The sequence below is a fragment of the Kamptonema sp. UHCC 0994 genome (assembly GCF_029167235.1).
In the GTDB taxonomy this organism is placed as follows: Bacteria; Cyanobacteriota; Cyanobacteriia; order Cyanobacteriales; family Microcoleaceae; genus Kamptonema.
The window spans coordinates 1-25,509 of the sequence record NZ_JARFTR010000145.1; the positions used below are offsets into that span (position 1 = coordinate 1).

At 42.1% G+C, this 25,509-nt stretch carries 16 protein-coding genes; 7 read left to right on the forward strand and 9 right to left on the reverse strand.

Annotated features, from left to right (window positions below; translation table 11 throughout):
* Positions 1 to 621 (forward strand): anhydro-N-acetylmuramic acid kinase (locus tag PY364_RS13885; protein ID WP_275523319.1); only part of this gene is annotated, 621 nt, incomplete at its 5' end.
* 76 nt (positions 622 to 697) lie between these two features.
* Positions 698 to 1,147, forward strand: coding sequence for a hypothetical protein (locus PY364_RS13890; protein WP_275523320.1), 450 nt, complete (start codon positions 698 to 700; stop codon positions 1,145 to 1,147).
* Between the two features lie 267 nt (positions 1,148 to 1,414).
* On the opposite strand, the gene PY364_RS13895 is transcribed toward PY364_RS13890, so the two are convergent.
* Complete coding sequence (locus PY364_RS13895; RefSeq protein WP_007353543.1) at positions 1,415 to 1,612, reverse strand: NblA/ycf18 family protein; 198 nt, start codon at positions 1,610 to 1,612, stop codon at positions 1,415 to 1,417.
* A 564-nt stretch (positions 1,613 to 2,176) separates the two neighbouring features.
* On the opposite strand from PY364_RS13895, the gene PY364_RS13900 reads away from it, so the two are divergent.
* On the forward strand, positions 2,177 to 2,599 hold the full coding sequence (locus PY364_RS13900) for a helix-turn-helix domain-containing protein (RefSeq protein WP_275523321.1): 423 nt from the start codon (positions 2,177 to 2,179) through the stop codon (positions 2,597 to 2,599).
* 185 nt (positions 2,600 to 2,784) lie between these two features.
* On the opposite strand, the gene PY364_RS13905 is transcribed toward PY364_RS13900, so the two are convergent.
* The 8 genes from PY364_RS13905 to PY364_RS13940 form a co-directional block, all read right to left on the reverse strand.
* Positions 2,785 to 4,548 carry an EAL domain-containing response regulator gene (locus tag PY364_RS13905; RefSeq protein ID WP_275523323.1) on the reverse strand — a complete coding sequence of 588 codons (1,764 nt, stop codon included), beginning with the start codon at positions 4,546 to 4,548 and terminating at the stop codon, positions 2,785 to 2,787.
* 237 nt (positions 4,549 to 4,785) lie between these two features.
* Positions 4,786 to 6,060, reverse strand: a complete 1,275-nt coding sequence (locus tag PY364_RS13910; RefSeq protein WP_275523324.1) for a response regulator — start codon at positions 6,058 to 6,060, stop codon at positions 4,786 to 4,788.
* Positions 6,061 to 6,422: 362 nt separating this feature from the next.
* Positions 6,423 to 11,870, reverse strand: a complete 5,448-nt coding sequence (locus tag PY364_RS13915) for an ATP-binding sensor histidine kinase (RefSeq protein WP_275523326.1) — start codon at positions 11,868 to 11,870, stop codon at positions 6,423 to 6,425.
* A 172-nt stretch (positions 11,871 to 12,042) separates the two neighbouring features.
* Positions 12,043 to 12,504, reverse strand: coding sequence for an SDR family oxidoreductase (locus PY364_RS13920; RefSeq protein ID WP_275523328.1), 462 nt, complete (start codon positions 12,502 to 12,504; stop codon positions 12,043 to 12,045).
* 138 nt (positions 12,505 to 12,642) lie between these two features.
* Positions 12,643 to 13,779, reverse strand: coding sequence for a 3-oxoacyl-[acyl-carrier-protein] synthase III C-terminal domain-containing protein (locus PY364_RS13925; RefSeq protein ID WP_275523329.1), 1,137 nt, complete (start codon positions 13,777 to 13,779; stop codon positions 12,643 to 12,645).
* A 118-nt stretch (positions 13,780 to 13,897) separates the two neighbouring features.
* Positions 13,898 to 15,460: a long-chain fatty acid--CoA ligase gene (locus tag PY364_RS13930; RefSeq protein ID WP_275523330.1), complete on the reverse strand. Its 1,563-nt coding sequence runs from the start codon at positions 15,458 to 15,460 to the stop codon at positions 13,898 to 13,900.
* A gap of 7 nt (positions 15,461 to 15,467) precedes the next feature.
* Positions 15,468 to 15,800 (reverse strand): hypothetical protein, encoded by a 333-nt coding sequence (locus PY364_RS13935; protein WP_275523331.1) that lies wholly within the window; start codon positions 15,798 to 15,800, stop codon positions 15,468 to 15,470.
* Positions 15,801 to 16,037: 237 nt separating this feature from the next.
* Positions 16,038 to 17,735: an aromatic amino acid ammonia-lyase gene (locus PY364_RS13940; RefSeq protein WP_275523333.1), complete on the reverse strand. Its 1,698-nt coding sequence runs from the start codon at positions 17,733 to 17,735 to the stop codon at positions 16,038 to 16,040.
* Between the two features lie 413 nt (positions 17,736 to 18,148).
* Between PY364_RS13940 and PY364_RS13945 the strand changes: the two genes are divergently transcribed.
* The 4 genes from PY364_RS13945 to PY364_RS13960 all read left to right on the forward strand — a co-directional run bounded on the left by PY364_RS13945 (position 18,149) and on the right by PY364_RS13960 (position 25,135).
* A complete protein-coding gene (locus PY364_RS13945) occupies positions 18,149 to 18,541 on the forward strand; it encodes a helix-turn-helix transcriptional regulator (protein ID WP_275523335.1) in 393 nt (130 codons plus the stop codon).
* A gap of 607 nt (positions 18,542 to 19,148) precedes the next feature.
* Complete coding sequence (dnaK, locus tag PY364_RS13950; RefSeq protein ID WP_275523336.1) at positions 19,149 to 21,155, forward strand: molecular chaperone DnaK; 2,007 nt, start codon at positions 19,149 to 19,151, stop codon at positions 21,153 to 21,155.
* A gap of 122 nt (positions 21,156 to 21,277) precedes the next feature.
* Entirely contained in the window at positions 21,278 to 22,273 is a 996-nt protein-coding gene (locus tag PY364_RS13955; protein ID WP_275523338.1) for a J domain-containing protein, read from the forward strand.
* Positions 22,274 to 22,693: 420 nt separating this feature from the next.
* The gene (locus PY364_RS13960; protein WP_275523339.1) at positions 22,694 to 25,135 is read left to right on the forward strand and encodes a dynamin family protein; all 2,442 of its coding nucleotides are present in this window, start codon (positions 22,694 to 22,696) and stop codon (positions 25,133 to 25,135) included.
* The last annotated feature ends 374 nt before the right edge of the window (positions 25,136 to 25,509 follow it).

The window sequence follows — 25,509 nt, forward strand, 5'->3', positions numbered from 1 at the left end:
TCCCCTGCTCCCCCTCTCCCCACTCCCCACGTTCTAGGTTGGGACACGGGGCCAGGGAATAGCCTTTTGGATCTGGCGGTGCAACACTTCTCTGGTGGAACCAAAACTTACGACCAAGATGGTGTTTGGGCTGCTAGCGGCACTCCCAGCCAAGCTTTAGTAGAAGGATGGTTACAGCAAGAATTTTTCCACCAACAGCCGCCCAAATCGACAGGTAGAGAGCTATTTGGCCCCGACTATTTACATCAGTGTTTAGCTGAAACCGAAGCTGATAATCTTAGTCCCGCTGATGTGCTGGCTACCCTTGTAGAATTGACAGCTACCTCCATAGTGCATAGCTACCGCAACTTTTTGCCCCAAATGCCCGATCAAGTTTTGCTGTGCGGAGGAGGTAGCCGCAACTTATATTTAAAAGAGCGGTTACGATCGCATTTAGCGCCTACGGAAGTGTTGACAACTTCTGAGGCTGGGTTAAATGCAGATTTCAAAGAAGCGATCGCCTTTGCAGTTTTAGCTTATTGGCACATTTGCGGCATTCCAGGTAATCTCCCGGAAGTTACTGGTGCCCTCACCGCTGTAATTTTAGGAGAAATTCATCATTATCCGCACAGTCAGGCGTGATAGCATAGAATTTCAAGAACAACCCTTCTGAGTTGTTGCACCAGCATTGTAGCCAGCGCGAAAAGAATAGGATATTGTGGCTCACACCTTTTTAATGGAATCAGGTCAATGGGCGCTCGAAGGAAGTTGGATAGAGCGCAATGGCTTGCCAATTACGGTCAAAGGGAAGACTTTAGTGAACTGGAACCGTACAGATTGGTTCAGTATGGTAACAAAACTTGTGTTTCCCGGAGGCGATCGCGAAGAGATTGTTTTACAGTACCGAGGACATCTCGATAGCGACGAACGGCAATACACTTTTGTCCTCCAACACAGCGAACTTGGCCGTGTAGAGGGGGAAGGTTGGATTGCTCCCCAGTCTATTATCCAGCGTTACTGGGTTTTAGGGGATGAACGCCAACGCCGGACTGGTTTTGAGACTCTGCACCGGATCGATGACAATCGCTATTACCATTCTAGCGGTTTGATGGCTGGTCATTATCTCACGAGTGTGATGGAGGCAACTATAGAGCGTCAGCCAGAATAACATTGAGGGTGCGTCATCGCGCACCCTCAATTCTTGGTATTTAAAATTACAGAATTATCTTTATTGGTAGATAACGAAATTTTTTACATTCACCCTTTACCTTATGCCTTCTACTATATGCTATATAGCAATTGCCAAGGTGGTGATTAGGAAATTTTTAATTGTTCAGATCATTGATTTGATTGCAAGTTGACGCCCCATCACCCCCAACTCCTTTCCACATAAGAAACAGAGTAAGAGACGGAGGTCGCCCACTGCGACTAGGCTTTACTCAAGTCCAGGATTGGGCTCTAGACCCCACTGGTGTTTTAGAAAATGGCGATACATGGTTTCTCGGAGCATCATCTGTTCGTAGAGTTTGATTAAAAACTCCTGAGCTTGTTCGCGGCTCATTTGGTTAACCTGTGTTTGGAAAGAGCACAGGCTGAATTGTTGTTCCAGAGAGAGTTCAATAGGCTGGTTCATAGCTGAATCCTCCGATGAATAGAGTGATACGGTAGCAAAAGCCTAGATTAACCAAAGTTGTGACTTTTTTTTCAGCGATCGCGACTTGGTTTCAGGACAGCCCTGATTCGATCCTCTAGCTTTATCTACATTATATTACAGAAGGTAACAATTGTTTGACAAATTTACCATCTTTCTTTTGAAAGACTTCAAGTATCTAGATGGTAGATGTACAAATTAAGTTCCTTCCTTTGATACGTACAAGTCTACCCGCCTGTCAAGAGTAATAATGCTCATTGTGAACGAACTTCTGTCTTCACTCTAGTAAACCATCACCCCAAAGTAAAGCCCCGCAGGGAGAATAATCCTGCGGGGCTTTAGCTAAACAGACGGGAATCCCCACACCATACCGATCAAGGTTGGTGTGGGATGAGAGGCGCGTGAGATGAGGATTCCACCTGTTCACAATCTCAAAGCATAGCTTTGAGCAGTGGGCAGATGGATGACGAGACGAACAAACTTCTTATTTGATGGGTTTATTTTGTGCTAAATTAACACTAATTGATGCGTATCGACTGCGATCTAATGAAAGCCACATATCAGTATCAATTCTATCCCGACACCAATCAAAAACTAACCCTAAACCAATGGCTCAGAATTTGCCGTTATTGGTATAATCGCCAGTTGGGGGATAGATTTGATTGCTGGGAAAAGAATCGCACTGCTATAAACGCTTGTCCATTGATAGCCAGCATTTCTGCTCCTAGAGAAAAGCCTAACTACTATTCACAAAAACAACAGCTCCCCATTCTCAAAAAAGACTTAATAAAAGTAGTCCATAGTGGTGAGTTATTGGATTTTAAACAAGTAGATTCAACCGTGCTGCAAGATGTCTGCAAACGAGCAGAGAAAGCCTTTGAACGGTTTATTGTCGGCGACAGTAAAGGTGGAAGGTTGGGTAGACCTCGATTTAAAACCGAGGCTGACTACCGCACTATGACTTTATAAAACGCCGTAGCGGGAATCTTTCTATAGTTGGTTCTATGGATGAAAGTACCGCAAAGGAAATCTTGCATACCCTTCATCGGGCTGTTAAGAAGCCCATATCATACCTGTACTCAGGTTGATGTGGGAGTATGTCACCAACTAAACGCGATCGCACCAGTTTAATCGGTTGCTTCTGAGCCTTAGCCTCATCCATCATCTCCTCCAGCATAACCATCGCTCAAAAGACTTGCAGCCCTCAATAAAGCAACAGCTCCTTCCTCCTCCAAAGGCCGCGAGAAAAAATACCCTTGATAGGAATTACATCCCAAAGAACGGAGCATAATTAGTTGCTCTTCCGTCTCCACTCCTTCTGCAATTACCTCTAATTCTAAAGAACTAGCCAGATTTAAAATTGCCCCTACCAAAGCCAAATTTTTTCCGCCTTCCTCCATACAATAAACAAACGAGCGGTCAATTTTGAGAGTATCAATCGGCAGCAATTGTAAGTAAGATAAATTTGAATATCCCGTACCGAAATCATCCAAACAAACCTTAATTTGCCGAGCTTTTAGTAGTTCTAGCACTCCAGCCGTAGCCTCAGCATTTTCCATTAAAACACTCTCAGTAATCTCTAACTTTAAAAATTCGCCCTTCAAATTATGCAATCGCAGCAGTGAGTCTAAGAGCGGTAACAAATTAGGAGCAAATAGCTGAAGTCCCGATAAATTTACACTCATATTTAAAGGCAAGTAGTCAGGGAATTGCAACTTCCATTGACTTAAACAAGCCACAGCTTCCGACAGTACCCACTCCCCTAACGCCACTATCAAACCCGTTCTTTCGGCTACAGGAATAAACTCGCTCGGAGAAACCAACCCCCGTGAAGGATGCCGCCATCTTACCAAGGCTTCAAATCCCACTATTTGACCCGTTGTAAAAGATACAATCGGTTGATAATTAAGGTAAAACTGTTGCAAATTAATTGCATTTTGCAAGTCAGTTTCTAACTGAAGTTGCTCTAAAGCTCGCGACTGCATATCAACATTAAATACAACAGCATTACCAGCACCCCTAACAAAAGCCTCATGTCTAGCCGCGTCAGCCGCCCGCAACAAATCTTCGGGTTCTTCTGTGCCAATTGCACCTAAAGAAATGCCAATACTAACGCTAGAAAAAACCGCAGTTCCATTCAAATTAGACTGCATTTCTAATGCTTGGCGGATGCGTTGTGCTGCATCTAAAGCTAACTGAGAATTAGTAATATCTGCTAGCCAAATCGCAAACTCATCTTCTCCTACTCTTGCTATAAGATTTGCATTCAGAGCGCAAGCCTCTAAACGTCGCGCTACTTCTACTAGCAACTGTTCTCCTCTAGAATGGCCCAAGCCATATTTAACAATTTGATAGCGGTTAAGAGCTAGAAATAAAATAGCTTCCAGATGACCAGATTCTATGATAGTATTTATGCCGCTACGCATCTCCTTTAAAAGCAAATTACGGTTAGGCAAACCTGTCAGCTCGTCGTAAAATGCTTGGTAGTGGATTTGTTCATTTGCTGTAGCAAGTTGCCGCTCTTTTTCCCTAGCAAGTCGCACAAACTCTAAAGTTTTATTAATTGTAATTTTTAAGTCATCAAAATCAATGGGCTTGGTTAAAAAATCAAAAGCACCCCGATTCATCGCTGTTCTAATATTTGGCATATCCCCGTAAGCTGAAACCACTACAGCTTTGAGCGTCGGGTCAATAGCTGGCAGGTTCTCTAGCAAAGTTAAACCGTCCATTTCGGGCATACTAATATCAGTTAGTATCAAGTCAAAGTCGCCATTAGCTTGCAGTTTATCTAAAGCTTGGACTCCATTAATTGCAAAATCAAACTCAAATTCTTGACTGCTGATTTGATGCCGAAATAGCTGAAGGATTACATATTCTAAAAGTGGTTCGTCATCAATTACTAAGATTTTAGCTGTCATGGAATTGCTCTTAATTAGCAAGTAGCCAGGAATTTAATTTTCTTATAGGGGCAATCTCCTGTAGTTACCCCGTAAGTAAGGGAGGCACTGCCTCTACAGAAAACTCATCATTTTCAGGACTTACGGAAAGAAACCGCGTTTCTCTGAAAAATTGAAGATTCTCACTAGATATCTAGGAAGAAACCGGGTTTCTGGCCTCGATTGTGTGTAAATTCTGATTTTATCCGCTCCCAACCATTAAGTGGGAATTTCAATAATAAATTCAGTTCCCTGGCCAGGTGCAGAGTTACAACTGAGCCATCCTCCGTGTTTTTCTTCAATAATAGACCGAGAAATTGACAACCCCAATCCCGTCCCTTTACCCACAGATTTTGTAGTAAATAAGTGGTTAAATACCCGCTGTTTGACCTCTTCTGTCATTCCCATCCCGTTGTCAGCAATAGAAATTATAACATGAGAAGTGGAATTATCCTCGCTCGTCTTTTCGCTCTCATCGGTAAGGAAAGTGCGAATCGTAATTTTATTAGGATTCGCCTTGATTTCATCGCGGCTCCGCTCTGCATCCCACTCTTCCAATGCGTCAATGGCATTAGCAATGATATTTAAAAACACCTGATTTAATTGTCCAGGATAACACTCTAATGGGGGTAGCTCTCCATAGTTTTTTATCACTTGAATTTCTGGTTTACCCTCATTTGCTTTGAGCCGATGTCTCAAAATTAATAAGCTACTATCAATTCCTTCATGGATATTAAAACGAACTTTAGATGTACTATCTGCCCGCGAAAAAGTTCTCAGAGAAATACTGATTCCCCGAATGCGCTCTGTTCCTTCTTTCATAGAATTGAGCAATTGCGGCAAGTCTTCTAAGATAAAAGGGAGGTCAAGAGCCTCAATTTGGGTTTGTACTTCTGGATTATTTAGAGAGCAGTGTTTTTGATAAATGTTGAGGGCAGTTATCAATTCTTGAAAGTAGTTTTCGGCGTGTTCAACGTTTCCTAAAATGAAGCTAATTGGATTGTTTATTTCATGGGCAACTCCGGCCACCAACTGACCGACGGAAGCCATTTTTTCGTTTTGAATGAGTTGGGTTTGCACATCTTGAAGTTCTGTTAAGTTCTGTCTGACTTGTTTAACAGTTTCTAAGGCTCTTTGGATGGTGATTTCCATGTCCTGAAAATCAATGGGTTTGGTTAAAAAGTCAAAAGCTCCCCGGTTCATGGCAGTTCTAATGTTTTGCATATCTCCATAGGCGGAGATGACGACTGCTTTTAATGTCTTGTCTATTTCTGAGAGCTTTTCTAGTAAAGTTAGCCCGTCCATTTCGGGCATATTAATATCTGTTAGAACTAAATCGAAGGGTGGATGTTCTGCTATTTTTTCTAATGCTTCCCTGCCATTATGAGCAAATACAAATTCAAATTCTTTGACGCGAATTTTTTGCCGGAATCTTTGTTGAATGACGTATTCTAAAAGTTGTTCATCATCGACGACTAGGATTTTGGCTGTCATGGGGAGCTATCGTGTATTCTATGGTAGCAATAACTAGAGTCATTAGCTTATTATAGCACGGTTTTTTTATTATCCGTATTTTATGTTTAATTAAGTGGATCTAGTTACTTAGCTGGACAAAAATAAACAATGTCATTGCGAGCCAAGCGAAGCAATCTCAAAGCGCAAGCGAATTGCTTCGGGCTTGCTTGACTATTGCTTCGCGCCTCAGATTGCTTCGGGCTTGCTTCGTACCTCAGATTGCTTCGCTTCGCTCGCAACTGCGCTTCGCTTGACGCGCTTCGCTTGACGCGCTTCGCACAGCGAACAATGACATGATTGCGTTTATTTTTGTCAGACTACTTATCCTGCGCCAAAGCTATTTAACTTTTGGGCAAGGTAATGATAAATTCGGTGTAGTTTCCAGTTTCGGTTTGCACTTCCAAATTGCCTCGGTGTTGTCCAACAATGATATCGTGAGTGATGGATAAACCTAAACCGGTTCCCTGTCCGGGAGGCTTGGTAGTGAAGAAAGGGAGGAATATTTTTTGTTGATTTTCTTTGGGAATGCCGATGCCGTTGTCATGAATGCGGATTTCTATTGCAGTGCCTAGATTTTTAGTGGCAATAGAAACTGTTGGATTGAAATCTCCGGTCACTTTAAATTGTTTAATATGGGAGGCATAACAAGCATTATCAATGATGTTAATTAAAGCGCGGCTGAGGTCAGAAAAGGCGACATCTAGTTCTTCAATTGATTTGTCATAGTCTGTTTCAATGGTAAGGTTGAAGGTTTTATCTTTGGCACGGATGCTGTGGTAAGCTAATTGTAGGGCTTGAGCGACAAGGGCGTTAATGTCAGTTTTTTGACGGCTACTGCCCTCGCTGCGAGCGTGCAGTAGCATACTTTGAATTATGCTGTTGGCGCGTTGCCCTTGTTCGTTAATTTCTGATACGTTGCGCTTAAGATAGGTGAGGTTTTCGTTAATTAATTCCAGAGATTCTGAGTCTAAGTTTTGGGATTGACGGTCTATTTGTTCTGCGATTTCAGATGTTAAGTCTCCTGAGAGAGTAGCAAGAGAGGTGACGAAGTTGAGAGGGTTGCGGATTTCGTGGGCAACACCTGCGGTGAGAGCTCCGAGGGAGGCTAGTTTTTCTGAGGCTACTATTTGTTTTTGAGCTGTTTTTAATTCAGCGGTGCGTTCTTCAACTTTCTGTTCTAGGGTTTCCGAATATGCTGCAAGTTGTTGATTGGCTTGTTCTAAATTTTGGTTGAGTTGATTGACTTCTGCGTAGAGTTGGGCATTGGTAATGGCGATGGCAGCTTGTCCCGATAGCATTTGTAAGACTGTGAGTCTATCAGCGGTAAAGGCAACGGTTGTCAAGTTATTTTCGAGATAGATAATCCCTGAAAGTTGACCTTGATTGAGCAGGGGTGTACACAAGATTGATTTGGGCTGATTTTGTTGGATGTAAGGGTCTTTTTTAAAGATTCCTTCGTGGCTGGCATCGTTTAAAACGACTGTTTCTTTAGTGCGGGCAACGTAGTTGATAATTGCGACTGGAACTGCATTTCCTAGGAGAGAAACGGAAGTATTTTCCTCTTCTGGTTGTTGAGAATTAGTCAATACGGTGAGGTCGTTACCTTCCACTATGCCGGTGGCTGAAATCACCCACTGATTCTCACTTTGGTTAGATGAAAAAGTTGGTTTGGTGAGCAATGAGCCGCCAGTAGCTCCGGCATTTTCTATGACAATAGTCATTAATTTATTTAGCAGTTCGCTGAGAACAATTTCCCCAGATAACGCCTGTGCTGCTTTCATCATTGTACCGAGGTCAAGTGCTGTTGAATGGCCGGAAGTAGAGGTTGTTGTTCGGTTTGAGGTGGTTGTGCTAGTGGGGTCGAGGCTGATAGTTTCAGGCTGCTGGGTGCGGGAGATGAGATGGGGATATGTTTCTTCTAAGTCTCTGACTTTGGCGATGGCTCCCCAGCGAATGTAGCAGTAATAGGCTTCAGTCATGTAGGTTTTGGCAACTTTTTCTCTACCAAGAGCGAGGTAAAATTCGGCAGCACGTTCGTTGGCGAGGGCTTCTTCTTGGATGTAACCGTTTTCTTTGGCTCCGTTGATGGCTCGTTCGTAGTAGGTTATTGCTGTCTCGTTTTGTCCCAATACTCGCGCTTTTTCTGCTTCTACAAGTTCGTATTTATGTTGGAAGTTCATAGGGGCGTGGTGCGCCCAGTTTTTCATTTGTTTTTGATGGGATGCTACTTTTTTCAGGTATTGCTTTTGTTCGGTTTTGGTGGTTGCTGGATAGTGGGCGAGGAGGATTAGAGAATAGTAAAAATTGTGTTCTGATGAGTGAATGAGCGCACCCAGACTTTCTTTATATTTTTCTGTTAAACCTGCAACTTCAACAGCGTTGGTGATTTTTTTAAATAAGTAAAAAAGCACTGATTTGAAAAGATAAAGATAGGCAATAAATGTATAATTATTGGTTTTTGTCCAGGTAACAATCATTTCGCTTTCATTAAATCCATCGCCAATGAATGTAAATTTATCTGCTGATTGATCGAGCATATTTAATACAAATTGACGACCTAACTTGGTTTGATCGGAAACTAAATACTGCTTGTATTCAAGCATTAAATTAGTATATTTAATGTATTTTTCAACGGTAGATTCTAGGTGATCGCCACTCCAATAACAATGGTGAGAATAATTACAAACTGAATAGCAGCTATATTCTATATCTCCGGTTTCTAATCCAGTTTTAAATGCTTCTAATAAAGGTTGTGCTGTTTCTTTGAGGTGTTCTTTCCATTGCTTGATAAAACAATTAAAGAGAAAGTCAATCTTAGCTTTAATTTCTTTAGTAGCAAATTCTTCTACTAGCCTAATAGCCAGTTTTCCAAATTGATATCCAGAATCAATATCGGATAGCACACCACAAAGTAGCATCCCATAACTCACATACCCATAAGCAGATAGAGGTGAATTTCCATATTGGAGAGAGAGATTGACCATCTTAAATACAATCAGGGGAAATAGCATAGGATTTGCCATAAAAGCAGCCGGAATTATAGCAATTAAGATCCGCATGGCTGCAAGCTTATATGGGTCAGTCATTAAAGGGAGAAGAGCTAAATTCTCAATCTGTTTACCACCTATTGCTATTTTGTTGCGAATCAATCCCATCATAATACTAAATTTTGTGGGATTTCTAGGAAGAGATATTCCTAGCATTTTTAGGACTTGCAAAGCTGTCTCTAGTGCTGCTTGCGGTTGGTTTTGCTGTAAGTAAAATGGGATTCTTAGTTCATAGACTTTGACTTTTTCTAGCTGATTTTTAGCTTGCAACAGAACAATTTCCGATAAATGTTGTGCTCGTTCAAAGTTAGTATTAAGATATTCGGCTTCTAGTGTTTCTAAGTGCAAATATCGCATCAATTCATAGTGTTTGTGCCAGCTAGATTCTGGCAGAAGTTCTAACCCTACATTCAAATATCTGACAGCAGCTTCATAAGCTGTCGCTGCTTTTGCTTTTCGTCCAGCTATTAAGTTAAAGTTGGCAAGTTCATCTCTTTCTGACTGCTGCGCGATAAATTCCACACCAATATTTAACTGATTGACAATATCAAATATATTCTCTTCCAGGGCGTTTTCTGCGTATTGATGCAATAAGAGCTTACCAATTTTCAAGTGAGTGACTTTTTTCTGATTTTCAGGAATCATTGAATAGGCTGCTTGTTGCACCCGGTCATGTAAAAATTTGTAGCCAACTCTTGATTCATCAAAAAGTAGCGTCCCCTGCTCTTCTGACTGAAAAGCTAGAGGAATTTTGTAGTCGTTACTTAGGGGCAAAATTAGACCTGCTTGAAGTGCTGACCACAAATCATCGGCTGTTTCTAGCGGAGGTTTTTCATTAACAATCGCGCAGACATCTAAGTTAAAGCGGTTGCCGATACAAGCGGCTAATTGTAATATTTTCTGTGTAGTTTCTGGCAGTTTTTGAATATTTCTGGCTACCAGTTGGACAACGTTATAATCAGCAATTCCCAGGGATTGAATCTGTTTAATGTCCCATTGCCAGCAACTTTTGATAAAGTCAAAGTTTAACAGTAGTTCAGAGTGTAGAGTCTTGAAAAGTTGTGTTAGGAAGAAAGGATTTCCCTGAGTTTTATTGAAGAGTAGGTCTGCTAATTCTCTTGACTTATCTCCCTGAAGAGTATCGGCTACTAATTGACGGACGTTGCTAATATCTAAAGCCTGGAGGACGATATTATTTACAACCGCACCTGCTTTTTCAATCTCTTCAATGGTTTGAATCGTCGGATGAGTTGGGCTGACTTCGTTATCTCGATAGGCTCCAATTAGTAACAGATATTCGCTATCGGTGTCTGTTATCAAGAGTTGGAGCAACTTCAGAGACGCTGAATCTGCCCACTGTAAATCATCTAGGAACAGAACAAGCGGATGTTCTGGCTTAGTAAATACATGAATAAATTGTTTATAAACTCGGTTGAAGCGATTTTGAGATTCTGTTGGCCCTAGCTGGGGAACTTCTGGCTGTTCGCCCATAATCAGTTCTACTTCGGGAATTACGTCGATAATTACCCGTCCATTTTGTCCCAAAGCTTCTACAAGTTTCTCTTTCCAAATTCCGATATTTTCAGAGTTTTCTGTTAACAGTTGCCGGATTAATTCTTGAAAAGCTTGAATTAAGGCTGCATAGGGAATATTCTTTTTAAATTGATCGAATTTGCCAGCGATAAAATAACCGCGCTGGCGGACTATTGGTTTGTGAATTTCTTGCACAACGCAGGTTTTTCCAATCCCTGAATAACCGCTGACGAGCATCATTTCTGTTGAGCCAACGGCAACTCGTTCAAAGGCTGCCATTAGGATTGCAACTTCTGTTTCTCGTCCATATAGTTTTTGAGGAATGAGAAATTGACCGAATCGATCCAATTTACCCGCTGTGAAATCTTTAATTTGTCCAGATGCTTCTAATTGTTTAAGACATTCTTCTAAATCAGCTAAAAGTCCACGAGCGCTTTGATATCTGTCTTCAGCAGTTTTGGCTAATAATTTCATTATGATATCAACAACCGCCTTGGGAATTTCTGGATTTAGCTGATTTAGTGACTTGGGTTGTTTGGCGATGTGGCAATGCACCAATTCCATTGGGTCGTTAGAATTAAAAGGTAGTTGACCCGCAAGCATTTCGTAGAAGGTAACGCCAAGCGAGTAAAAGTCTGTGCGGTAGTCTATTGACCGATTCATTCTCCCAGTTTGTTCGGGAGACATATAGGCGAGAGTGCCTTCGATGTAGTTGGGGTTACTGATGGTAGGATTTTCTTTTTCTAGGCGGGTGGCGATGCTAAAGTCGATGAGTTTGATTTGCCTAGTTTCTGGTTTTATGAGGATATTTTGGGGCTTAATGTCTTTATGGATAATTTGGTTTTGATGCAGTTCTCCTAGAATTTGGGCGAGTTGACTGGCGATTTGAAGAAAGTTAATTAAGTTAGTTTTTTGGTCGTTAATATATTGTTTGAGGGGCTGTCCGCCAAAATCTTCTAGAATCAGAGCAAGTCCGTGTTCGTAAGGTTTTAATTCGATGGGCTTGATAATGCCTGGGATGTTTAAAGAGTGGAGGATTTGATATTCGTGTCTGATTCGGGCGATTTCTTCTAGGGTCGGATACTCAGCTTTGAGGGTTTTAATGATAACAGGAGTGTGTTCTAATTCGTAGCGACCTTGATAAATAACGGTTTTTGTACCTTCGTGGAGCGGGGCGTTCAGTTGGTATCCGGGTAGAGGGGTTCTCATTTTATATCTAAATGAATTGTGTAATTTTTTGTAGGGGCAATCCCCCTGTGGTTGCCCCGAACGATGGGGGTAGGCACGGGGGCACTACCCCTACAATATTTGCACAACTCATTTAGAAGTGCTATAGATGCAAAATCGAATGATAACGAAAGCAACCAAACTCGGATATAACTTACTGGATGGTATATCCCCCATCTATTACCATGTTATGACCTGTGACGAATGATGCCTTGTCCGAGCATAGCCAGACTACTGCATCACCAATCTCCTCCGGCTTGCCAATCCGTCCTATGGGTTGCTCTACTTCGATCTGGGCAACTACTTCTGTAGGTAAACTATCCAGCATATTGGTCTTGACAGGGCCCGGACTAATCGCATTAATACGAACACCAGACTTAGCGTATTCTAGCGCCACTGCTCTTGTGAGGGAAATAACTCCGCCTTTGCTGGCCGAGTAAATAGCATGACCGGCTCCACCAACAAGACTTGCACCAGAGGCTATGTTCACGATCGCACCGCCACCATGTTTGAGCATCGCTAGAATCTCATACTTGAGGCAGAGCCAGATTCCTTTGCCTGATGAACCTCCTGTAACCAGTGCGACTTTTCCCTTCAATTCACTTGTAAAGACCATGTTTTCTTTCCTTTAATGACTAAGAGTTTGCGGAATGTGAAGAGTAAGAAACTTCCTATTACTTACTCCTTAAACGGCTTTGTATTTGCCCAAAAGCGATTGAGAAAAAGCCACTAAATGCAGAAGTTACCTACTGCATTATCGTGCACCTACAAGTGTGGCTATTAAATTTTCTGAGGGGGTCGGAGCAGGCCCTAGAGCCACATCGCCCCAGCGCATAATACTGGCGACAGAGCTACCTGAAAATCCGTGAGAATAAATCATCACTAAATCATCTTGCTGAATTTTTTTAAGTTCAGCCGCATGATATAAAGCAGCGATAACAGAAACACAGGAAATATTAGCATACATCGGGAAAATGTCGATAGTTTTGCTTTTAGAAATGTTCAATTCCAAAGCACAAAAATCGGCATAACCTGCTGCTGCTGCAAAGCAGATAAAGAAGTCAATCTCTTCGATTTTTATCTTAGACTCAATCAATACTTGAGTACAGCATTTTTGAAAGTATTTAACGAACAAAGATGTAGCATATTTGACCGTTTCTTTATTCACTGTAATCAATGTTCTTGGTTGTCCGCTAGAATCTACAGTAAATTTGGGATAAACGACATCGCAAGTGTCGTAAGTATTCGTCGAGTAAGAATGAATTAATCCTTGTCCTTCTTCTGATTTCTCGACAATAAAAGCGGCTGCCCCATCCCCTACTGTGAAGGAAAAAGAGTTAGTGTATTCTACGTGCTTAGAATAATTGCACGATAACGAGACTAACACTCGGTTAAAGTTTTGATTTTGGACTAAAGCCACAGCATTGCTTAAGGCGGATAAAGCTCCTGCACAGGAAGTATTCAAATTCCAAGCAACTCCTCGGAAACCTAACTCTCTTGCTATTAGAGTTGCATTTCCAATCACTAATTGTTCTGAAAACATAGCACAAGAAATCAATAAGTCAACATCATTGATTTCTAATTTACTGGCTTGCAATACCTTTTGAATAGCTCCACATTCAAGAGAAATAGAAGTTTCGCCTTCAGCCAAAACTCTTCTTTCTAACGTTCCTCTGAATATATCTTCTCGATAAGGTTTTACTGCCTGTACCCAATTGATATTTTCTTGAGAATCATTATCAAACAGTCGCACTTTTTGATTTTTTTGCTCAAGCTCAGCTAAGAACCCTGGATAATTCTTTTTCCAGTAATCGTTAGTACGTAAACGCTCTGGAAAATTAACTGCAATTGCTCGGATTCCTACAGCTTGATTCATCTTGACAAAACTCATTTGAACAGAAATAAACTACATGGAAATTTGGATATTTGCCAGATATAGGAGTTAGCCTAAATCTGGCAAATTTAATGCTCATTAGCTAAGAATTATCTCTTTCTTAACTATAAGCAACTTAACTATGCGCCTCGCGCAAAACCCGCCTCAAAACCTTACCCGTCGCATTCTTGGGCAACGAATCAACAAACCGGACAAGATGAGGAACCTTATAAGCAGCTATCTGCTTAGAACAGAAAGAAATCACATCCTCTGGCGCGACAACTTGCCCATTATTAAGGACAATATTCGCCAAAATGCTCTCACCTTTAACCTTGTCAGGAATGCCACAGATAGCCACTTCCGCTACCGCTGGATGTTGAGAAATTACCCGCTCCAATTCACTCGGATAAACCTTAAATCCAGAAACATTGATCATATCCTTCAAGCGGTCAACAATGTAGAAATAGCCTTCTTCATCCATCCGGCCCAAATCTCCAGTATGAAACCAACCATTTGACATAACTTCGGCAGTTTCAGCGGGACGGTTCCAGTAGCTCGACATCACATTCGGCCCGCGAATAATAATCTCGCCAACATCCCCGACATCAACTTCTGAACCTTCACTATCCACCACCTTCATTTCCACATTATCAATTGGCATCCCAATCGAACCAGGCTTATATTTCAAGTAATGGTTGTAACAAGAAAAAGGCGAAGTTTCCGTCAAACCGTACCCTTCATGAATCACCAGACCATACTGTTCTTGCCACTGCTCTACAACTTCCAAAGGCATTCTGGCAGCAGCACTAAAATAATAGCGTACTGAGTTAAAATTGCATTCATCTGGCGACATTTCTAACAGCTTGGCAAAGGCAGCCGGCACTCCAAAAAACATTGTAATCCGCTCCGCAGCCGTTACCTTCAAAACTTCTGCTGGATAAAATCTGCGCTGCAAAATGATAGTCGCACAAGCATTCAATCCCGCATTCAGAATGAAATTCTGACCAAAACAATGGAACAATGGTAAATACAAAAGCAACCGATCTTCAGCCCTCATACCACAGCAGTGCTTGACAGAGTGCATATTTGAAGTCACATTGCCATGAGAAAGCGCAGCTCCTTTAGGAAAACCAGTCGTCCCCGATGTATAGATAATTGCAGCGGGTTCTGTGGGTTCCATTTCAATAGCTTTAGCTTCAGGAGAAGCATTTGCTAGCAGTTGTAACAAACTGATTTCTTTACAGCTTAAACTCAGCTTCCTTCCAGAAATATGAGAAGAATGACTAACAACCACACTCGGCGGCTTAATAACTCCATCTTCAGCAATCAAAATGTATTGAAGGTAAGCTAAATCATCATCAGGCACTTGCATTCGCAATGATTCTGTCGCAATTACTATCTTAGCAGCACAGTCATTGAGAATAAACCGAACTTCATCGGTTTTAAGCATCGCATTGATCGAAACTGCTACAGCACCAATCTTTAAGATGCCCAGATAAGAGATGACAAATTCGGGAATATTAGGCAGGAAGAGAGCGACGCAATCTCCCCGTTTAATTCCTAATCCTTGCAAACCATTAGCAGCACAGTTTGCTAATTGATTTAGTTGCTTGTAACTAAAAGATTTACCTTCAAAAATTAAAGCCGTTTTCTGAGGAAAAAATCTACACCCTCTTTCGATATGCTCTGCAATGTTCATCCCTGTTTTATCCTCGGTAAAATTGCTGCCAAACAATAGGTTTCGCGTGCATGATTTGGATGCACTGGTGCAGTGTCGCTAAGGCAAATAGAAAACCACTACCTAAAGCCTTTAAGCGCTCTTTCTTTTCTGAGGAAACATTCCCCACGCAACCAGGATGAATTGCTTGATAAAATTGTTGCCAATCCCTCGGTTCAAGTTGATAGATTTTGACACACTGGAGAACAGTATCCGTCAAAAAGTGTTGCTGATTTGACAATCTCTCTGCTTTTTTACTTGGGTAAATATCTAGCTGAAAAGCAGTTTCAGAGATGTTAGCTGAAATATTGTGAGTAACCATTTTTGTGCCTTTCTAGTAATGTTCAACAATTCTTTGCAGCCGCAAAATTACCAATGCTTATGTAACGGACAAGCAAATATTAACGAGTGAAAAACTCAACTCATTTTTTACGCCGCTTCGCAGGCTATTCTTAGCTACAAATCACCTGTTTTTCGCAGGAAAAAAGAGGAGAAAAGGGAATAAAATAATGCGAGTTCTTTTCAAAACTCCTTCCCCTTCCCCTTCCCCTTCCCCTTCCTACTTCAAACTTGATAAAATCTGGTTCACAGCTTGAACAATCCATCCTTCCCGTGCAATGTCAGCAGCAATCATGGCAATGTGTATATCCAAAGATTGCTCGTTGTCATTCCAAATGTAAGCTCTTTCAACATTCGATGGCTGTCCCACAACTTCGCGCACAGCCTCATATAGCGGTAAGCTAAGTGGTGATAAACACTCCCGCGCATCATAGTGACCGGCGACTTGATGGGTTCGCAAGTCAACAGCTTGGACGGCAAACATTAGGGAAATTGCCATATATTGCTGAAACAATTCAATTGAGCGACGAGCTAAATTAGCTGAAGCGAATCCTTGGCTATTGATATTCTGATTGAATTGTTCGGCATGAGTGGGAAAGCGGTCAGCAATTGAGTTTCCGTAAAAAGTCAATAGCGGCATAATTGAATTTCCAGCTATTTGTAGACCTTTTAATCCCATGTTGACCTTACGATTTGTGTTGCCAACCAGAGAAGGCGACAAACCATTATTAAATTCAGGTGCAGCTAACAGTGCAATTTGCACGTCTAAATGCTTTGCCAGCAAACCTAAAAGATAGCGCAAACGATCCATCCCAACGCCAATATATTGCCCTAAGAAATTGCCGCCGTGATAGCTAGCCTGATTCTCAGTATCAATTAAGGGGTTGTCAGTAACAGAGTTAACTTCAACTTCAATCTGTTGGGCAATTTCTGCGATTCCATCCACAATTGGCCCCAGATACTGAGGCAAACAACGCAGCGAATAACGGTCTTGTATCGGATGATCGCCGCGAGAATCATGCTCCCCATTTAACTCATCTCGATTCAAACAAGAACCTGCGAGAAGTTCCACCATTTGGGAAGCCGCCCATACTTGACCAAAATGAGGTTTTAACTTGTGAATGAAGGGGTGAAAAGATTGATTTGTCGCGCCTAAACCTTGGATCATCAAAGCATGAGTACCCATTGCTAAAGCAAGCATTACTTGGGAATCCCGGACGCAATTAGCAGCAATCCCGGTCATTACAGATGTACCATTAACCATTGCCAACCCTTCTTTGGGGCGCAAATCAATTCTTGGTAAATCTAATAATTCCAGCGCTTGAATTGCTGACATTTCTCTGCCATTAAAATCCACAGTGAAACTGTCATCTAAACCGATTAATGCCCCTGTAATCTGCGCTAGGGGAACTAAATCTCCTGAAGCGCCAATGGAACCCAATTCACAAACGTGAGGCGTGACTCCTGCGTTGAGAAATGCGATCATCCGTTTAATTAACTCCAGCCTAATTCCTGAAGCACCCTGAAGGTGGGAGTTAATTCGCAAAAGCATGGCGGCGCGAACGCAAGCTGTGGGAAGCTTGGGGCCGGCACCAGCTTTGAGAAACCAAATTAAATTGTTTTGTAAACTCGCGGCTTCTTCCGGGGCAATCTCTGTATTGGCCATGCCACCAAAGCCAGTTGTGACTCCGTAAATCGGCTTTCCTGACTCGACAGCATCGGCAATGTAGTCGCAGGATGCTTGCACTCGTTCCGCCACATCGCTTTCATCACTCAACCGCACTCTGGTTCCGCAGCGGGCAACCCTGGCGACTTCCTCCACGTTCAGCCGTCGGTTCCCCACAGTTACGTTACTCAAATTTGGCTCAGGCCATTGGGGTAATTTTAGAGAAATCGGCTCCGTTAAGTTTCTTGACACTTTTTAGCTCCCAAATTTATAGATAGATGCACCGAAATAGTGATTAAAATCACACTCGCCCTGAAAACGCTATGCTAACTTGACTCTAATGACAGAGAAATATGACTCGACACCATACTCTGCCATTTGTATTCAAATCTTGCATTTCGTTTCGTCAAACAAGCCGCAGCCATTAGACATCTCCGATAATGAGTCTGCAAGCCTTATTGCGTTTAGGCTGGAAACTTAAAATTCGGTTGATGTCTACTGTGCTCAAGGCAAAATAAAACTGCGCCGACACTACATTATCCGGGCAGAGTTATAATTTATTGAGTTATTAAAGCTGTTAGGCTATTGCTGGGTTATTAACCCGTAACTTAAGAACAATACCACCATCAAAGGCTAATCATAGATTTTTGTTACAAAACGTTACAATGATTTCCGAAATTTTTAGAGTGACTATTGAACGCTACGGGATATCTGGCAAACAGTTATCCAAGTTTTCAGGCGTTAGCGAAAATCATATATCTGAGTTTCGGCGGGGGAAAACAGGCATCTCTACGGAGGTGCTGTGGAAATTAATCGAGGCAATGGACGAGATTAAGCCAGGAGCCCGCGTTTACTTCTGTAATCGGCTGACGGGGGGAGAGGGATTTGGCAACAGCAGCCAGATGTCAGTGCCAAAGCAACTAGAGTCTTTGTTAGATATGCAGAACTTGGTTGATGGACTCTCTGATGACAGTTTGGCCTTGCTGTTGATGGTAGTGGCGGCCCGGATTAAGAATGGTGTTTCCTCTCAGGCAAAGGGTTTAGAACTAATTGGCTGATAGTTTTACTGCTAGTTTGTGCAGGCAATAATTCAACAGCCATTACCTCATTTCTGAAACCATTGCTGAACAGGAATTCAGACAGATTCCGCTGATTTCACTGATTTTTTGTGGATTCTTAAAATCAGTGAAATCTTAATCTTGGTCGTTGCTATAATTAGCAATTAGCAATTAGCAATTAGCAATTAAAATAAGGAAAATAAAAGCTAAGCCAAGATAGATTTTAGTAGCTTTTCCTCTAGTTGTAACTCGTACCCATGAAGGATTAATTAAACCAGCAAAAAAAACACCTAAACATCCGAAAAAAAGCAATACAAATAGGCTTGACATAATTTGGGTATTCTCACTTTAACTTTACCCCTTCCATCAAGAAGATTCAGACGGGGTTTTTAAGGCGCTCAATAATACAAACGGCTTAGCAAAGCGTCAGGAAGTTTCTGTAAAGGCAAAAACCTGATTGCCAACTAACTCCAACACCATCCTCAACGGCAGGTGAGGCAATCCCTCCAAAACTCGTGCGACGGGACGCGATACAATAAACTCAACTCATAAGTTCAACGCTTATATTGAAATAGCTAAACACAAAGCCAGAGGAGAGAAGTGAGGCATGGGCAAAGTAGTCGGCATTGACCTGGGGACAACAAACTCAGTAGTAGCAGTCATGGAAGGCGGCAAACCCGTCGTGATTGCCAATGCAGAAGGGATGCGGACAACTCCCTCGGTGGTGGCTTTCACGAAGGAAGGAGAGCGCGTTGTCGGACAGATGGCGCGGCGGCAAGCGGTGCTCAACCCCCAAAACACCTTTTACGCTGTCAAACGGTTCATTGGGCGCAAATACGGCGAACTCACCCCAGAATCCAAGCGAGTCCCGTATACCGTTCGCCGCGAGGAGAACAGTAATATTAAAATCAAGTGTCCTCGCCTCAAAAAAGATTTTGCCCCAGAGGAAATTTCTGCAATGATATTGCGGAAATTGGCAGACGAAGCTAGTCGCTATCTGGGCCAAGAAGTAACGGGGGCTGTAATTACTGTCCCCGCCTATTTCAACGACTCCCAGCGACAAGCAACGCGAGACGCGGGACGAATTGCTGGACTTGATGTCAAGCGAATTTTAAATGAACCAACTGCTGCATCTTTAGCCTACGGATTAGAGAGGCGCGAAAGTCAAACTATCCTGGTATTTGACTTGGGAGGTGGTACTTTTGATGTATCAATCTTAGAAGTTGGTGACGGTGTTTTTGAGGTGAAAGCAACTAGCGGCGATACGCAATTAGGTGGCAACGATTTTGACCAAAAAATTGTTGATTGGATGGCAGAACAATTTTTAGAGAAAGAAGGAGTAGATTTACGGCGCAATCGTCAATCCCTCCAACGGCTAACAGAAGCGGCAGAAAAAGCAAAAATTGAACTGTCAGGAGTTGGGGTTACTGACATCAACTTACCTTTTATTGATGCTAATGAAGATGGCCCCCTGCATTTTGAAACAAGACTAACTCGCGGTCAGTTTGAGGGGTTATGTGGTGACTTAATTCAACGCTTGCGTCGCCCCGTAAAGCAAGCTTTGACCGATGCAAATTTGAACCCTTCTAGAATTGACGAAATTGTGCTAGTAGGCGGTTCTACTCGCATTCCATTGGTACAACAGCTAGTCCGCAGTTTAATTGATAAAGAACCCAATCAAAACGTTAATCCCGATGAAGTTGTAGCGGTAGGAGCGGCAATTCAGGCTGGAATTTTAGCGGGAGATGTCCGCGACATACTGCTATTAGACGTAACGCCTTTATCATTAGGATTAGAAACTATTGGCGGCGTGATGAAGAAATTGATACCGCGCAATACTACTATTCCCGTAAGGCGCTCTGATATCTTTTCCACTTCTGAAAACAATCAAACTTTGGTAGAAGTTCATATCCTCCAAGGTGAAAGGGAATTGGCGGCGGATAATAAGTCTTTGGGGCGGTTTAAATTGACAGGAATTCCGCCAGCACCACGCGGTATTCCACAAGTTCAAGTATCCTTTGATATTGATGCTAATGGAATGCTATTAGTGACGGCAATGGATAGGACGACAGGGCGGGAACAGAGCATTACAATTCAGGGTGCTTCGACGCTGACGCAGCAAGAAGTCAGCTTGATGATTCGGGACGCTGAACAATTTGCTCAAGCTGATAAATTGCAGCGTGAAAAGGTAGAAAAACGTAATCGTTCTGAGGCTTTGGCTTATCAAGCGGAGCGACAATTGCGAGAGGTAGCGCTGGATAGGGGAATGCAATTTGCCCAGAGAAATCGTCAGCGAATTGAAACTTTAATTCGGGAATTGCGAGACAGTTTAGAACGCAATGATGAGCGGGGAGTTGACCAAATTGGATCGGATTTACAAGATGCGTTGTACGATCTAAATCGGGAAGTTTCAGCTTACGGTCGCGATGAAGATGATGACGATTTCTTTGAGTCAGTACGCCGCACTATTTCAGGGGATAAGCGTAGAAGTGAAGAGCCTTATATGCCTAGTTCCAGGAAAGTTAGTAGGCCTTCGGAGCGCGTCGGTACTTCTCGAACTTCACGGCCTTATCAAAGTGAAGATTGGGATGATGATGAGGAAGATTGGCTGTAATAAAGGAAGAAGTTAGCAACGGGTAATGACCGTTGCTAAACTTATTCGTTAAATCCTGTACATAAATCCGTTGCCAAACTTATTCATTAAATTCTTTCCATAATTCCTTTCTAACTTCTTCTATGCAGAATTTTCGTAATTACTATCAGATTCTAGGATTATCTAGAGATGCTTCAGTTGATGAGATTAAGAAAGCTTATCGGCGACTGGCGCGACAGTTGCACCCCGATGTAAATCCTGGAGACAAGACAGCGGAGGATAAATTTAAGGATATTAATGAGGCCTACGATATTCTCTCCGATGTGGATAAAAGAGCGCAGTATGACCAGTTCACTCGCTTCTGGAAACAAAAAGGATTTCAAGGAAAGCAAGGCTTGCGAGTTCCCAATTTTAAAGGTTGGGGTGAGAGTAGAAAAAATGGCGACTCTGCTGAGGAAAAAGCAGATTTTGGCGATTATCCTGACTTCAATAAATTTGTCGATCAATTATTAGGTCGTCGCCGGGAAGTAAGAACTGCACCATCGAATGCGCCGCGAGTAACTTCTTCCGATCCTTGGGTTTCTAGCACTACAAAAGTAACTTATACCCCTGGTTCTCGCGAAGCTAGGAAGGATATTGAAGCGCGGTTAACGCTACCTTTGGAGAAGGCTTATACAGGCGGTAGCGAGCGAATTCGTCTGGAAGATGGGCGATCTCTTGAAGTAGATATGCCTGCTGGAATGGTAAGTGGTCAACGAGTTAGATTGCGAAATCTAGGCATTGGTGGTGGCGATTTGTACTTAAAAATTACGGTAGCACCTCATTCATTTTTTAAGTTAGAAAGATCGGATATTTTCTGTCAATTACCATTGACTCCTGCTGAGGCAGTATTGGGGGGTGAAATTGAAGTACCGACGCTGGATGGTTGGGTAAAAATGATGTCACCGCCGGGAGTTGTTTCGGGTCAGCGATTGCGTTTAGCTGCTAAGGGTTATCCGACTGGGAAGGGAGATCGCGGCGATCAATTGGTGGAAATTATCATTGCTGTTCCTAAAGAAATTAGTCAGCAAGAACGGGTATTATACGAAAAATTGCGGCTGGTTGAAACGTTCAAGCCACGTCAGGATTTATCTGTTTAATTGTTAGTTGTTAATTGTTAGTTGTTAGTTGTTAGTTGTTAGTCGCCAATTACCAATTACCAATTAAGTAGTCGGACATAAATAAACGTAGCTATGTCATTGCGAGCCCAGCGAAGCAATCTCAAAGCGCAAGCGAATTGCTTCGCTGGGCTCGCAATGACATTCTTTATTTTTGTCCAGCTACTTACCCCTTACCAAATTTATGAGATTTATAAATCTTCTGACAAATAATGTATCGAATTTAACAGATTTTTTGACAAATATGTGATTTCAACTCAACGGCAAGTATTTCAGTTTTATTGGGGATGGTTTGCGGAATCAGGTAGAGTCTCCTTGTGGTTATATTCTAGACAGGTGAAAATCAACAACAACAGACCTGAAATCAAGATAAAATTACTAAAACAGGAGCATTCTGCCACAATGACTGAAATATTGCCTCAGTGCCAAAATTTAGAAGTTCAAGTTGAATCTATACTGCAACTATTGCATAAAGAATCTGCTTTGCGATTAGAAACCTCCGCTGTCAAAGCTTCCCTAAACAAAGCTATTTCTCCTAAATTTGAGATAGTTTTCGCAGGTGCTTTCAGTGCTGGAAAATCGATGCTAATTAATGCTTTGCTAGAGCGGGAATTGCTCTACAGTGCAGAAGGACACGCTACCGCTACAGAATGCCGCATCGAATATGCTGAACCTGCTCAAGAGCGAGTTGTCCTTACTTTTTTGAGCGAAGCTGAAGTGCGAGCACAAGTTTACCTTTTGTGTCAGCAATTGGAGTTAGCTGCTGATGTCAATATTAATCAAGATGGCGTGATTGAGCTTTTGTCTGAAGGATGCACAACGATTATCGAACAGGAAGGAGGCGAAAGTAAATCGAAGCGAGCGAAACAGGCAAATGCACTGAGGTTATTGCTGGCGGGTTATGAAGACAATCGCCAGAAAGATTATATTCAATCAAAAGATAATAATAGGCTGTCAATGGAGCAGCTTAATTTCTCTAATCTCGAACAAGCGGCGGATTATGTTCGCCTTGGTAAAAACAGTGCAGTTTTGAAAAAAGTTGAGTATTACTGCCATCACAATCTCTTAAAAGATGGCAATATAATTGTCGATACTCCGGGGATTGATGCGCCAGTGGAGCGGGATGCAAAGATGGCTTATGATAAAATTGAACATCCCGAAACTTCTGCGGTTGTGTGCGTGTTCAAATCAGCAGCAACCGGTGCGATTACTGTGGAAGAAACAGAGCTGATGACGCGGACTGGTGACAATAAAAGTATTCGCGATCGCGTTTTTAATGTCTTTAACCGTGTTGACGAAACTTGGTTCAATGATGACTTACGAGAAAGACTAGAATTTTTACTTAAGGAGCAGTTTCAGAAGACCAGAGTTTATAAAACCAGCGGACTATTTGGCTTTTACGGCAGTCAAATTCAAGGGAAAAACCAGGACATTTTGAATGTATTTTACCCTTTTGGAAAAGACATTAAAAGCTTAGATGGAGTGCAAAAAACGCCACAGTTTGTCGATAAATTCATCCAATACTGCGGCAAGCCAGAATTAGTGAATCCGCGTATATTTCCCATCCCTAGTGAATGCAATCATTGTTACACAAGTAATGATAAATATTTGTGCATTCTCCGCAGCGATTTAGGTTTCCGGCTGATTGACAACCTAATTCAAGATAGCGGAATAGAGGAATTTCGTACTGGGATGACGCGCTACCTCACCGAAGAAAAACGCCCTCAATTATTCGCCGCTTTAGCTGAAGACTTGCAACCAGTTTGCATTAAGCTCAAAGATCATTACATAGGAGAATGCCGCTATCTAGCACAGCAACCTATTGATGTTAAGGCAATGATTCAGCAAAAATTAGAGCGGCTTACCCAAGATTTGAGCGATATTGGGAGGGAGTTTGAGAAACATATTGATCGGGAAGTCAACGAGGTTGTAGGTGGCAATACTTCGCCGATGGAAGAGGATTTTAAAAAGCTCCAATCTCGAATTATTCACCGTTTAGATGAACTAATTGATACTTTCTCTGTATTAGAGGTTAATAAGCGTGCTGTTGCTAGCCATCCTCGCAATGCTGTTACTCCTTTATTAGGAATACTGGCAGAAGGTTTTTATTACCTTGCTAATGAATTAGAGGATGTATTGATAGCTGAATCAAAACAAGTAATCGATAATTATTTTCAGCGCTTGATAGATACGATCGGTAAATCGCAATATCATCTCAAACTCGTTCCTTTACTCGGCAATGATGGTGGGATTGAAACCTCTCTCGAACAGTTGAAAAAAGAGGTGACTCATGCAGTGGTGGCGGCGGCAAAAATAGAGTGCGATCGCTACGTGCGAGAAAACCCCAAATTTTACGAAGAACACACCTTTTCTATTTATCAACTCCGTCAAACTTTGCTACAAGCTTGCCAAGGATTTGACTCTACCAGTATGGTAGAAGCGCAACCTGCAATCCGTCAATTGTTAAAGCTAGATTTTCAGGATAAGGTAAAGAAAACTGCTACTAATACCTTTCGCCAATCTGTCAATAATGCTATTAAGACTCACTTGTTACCAATGGCAACACAAAAAGCTGATGAAATTTTGCAGCAATACGATGTAGCGCGTGCCAATTTAGAGCAAACTCTTGCAGAGGAGGCTAAGGCAGTAATCGATCGAAACAAACAGCGTCAAACGGAAATTGAGGAGAAGATTAAGGTTTACAATGAGGCAATTAAAGGTATCAATAATTGCTTAGAAGCGATGCAATTGTATCGAAAAAACCTTCCTCTGATTAAGGAACCTGAATTTTCTTTTGAGACGATGCAGCTAAAATCTCAAGATATCCCTGATGTAGGTAGCTAAAAAAAACAGCCGACAGGTGCGGCTGGCTAAACTTACTGTGTTGGGAGGTTGACAATTTGTACGTGATACCTTAAAGGCAGTAGCCAATACAGGGCATACCGTAGCTTGGGTCAATCAATTTCATGTAAACAAATGTAACACTTAACCCGCAATATTGCAACTTTTCTTTACGAAGCCGACCGCATCGAAGATAACAGGACTTGGAATTACCAATCATTAATTAGGATTTGCTGAATAAGTTAAGAAAAGTGCGATTCGTTTAACCTAAAATAAGCCGAAAAGCTTATGGGACGGTTAGCCTAGCTGCTCAGGCAGTTAGTGACAACTGGTTACATTTGTAGGTGAGGGTTCAGCCCAAATCCTACCCCTCAAGT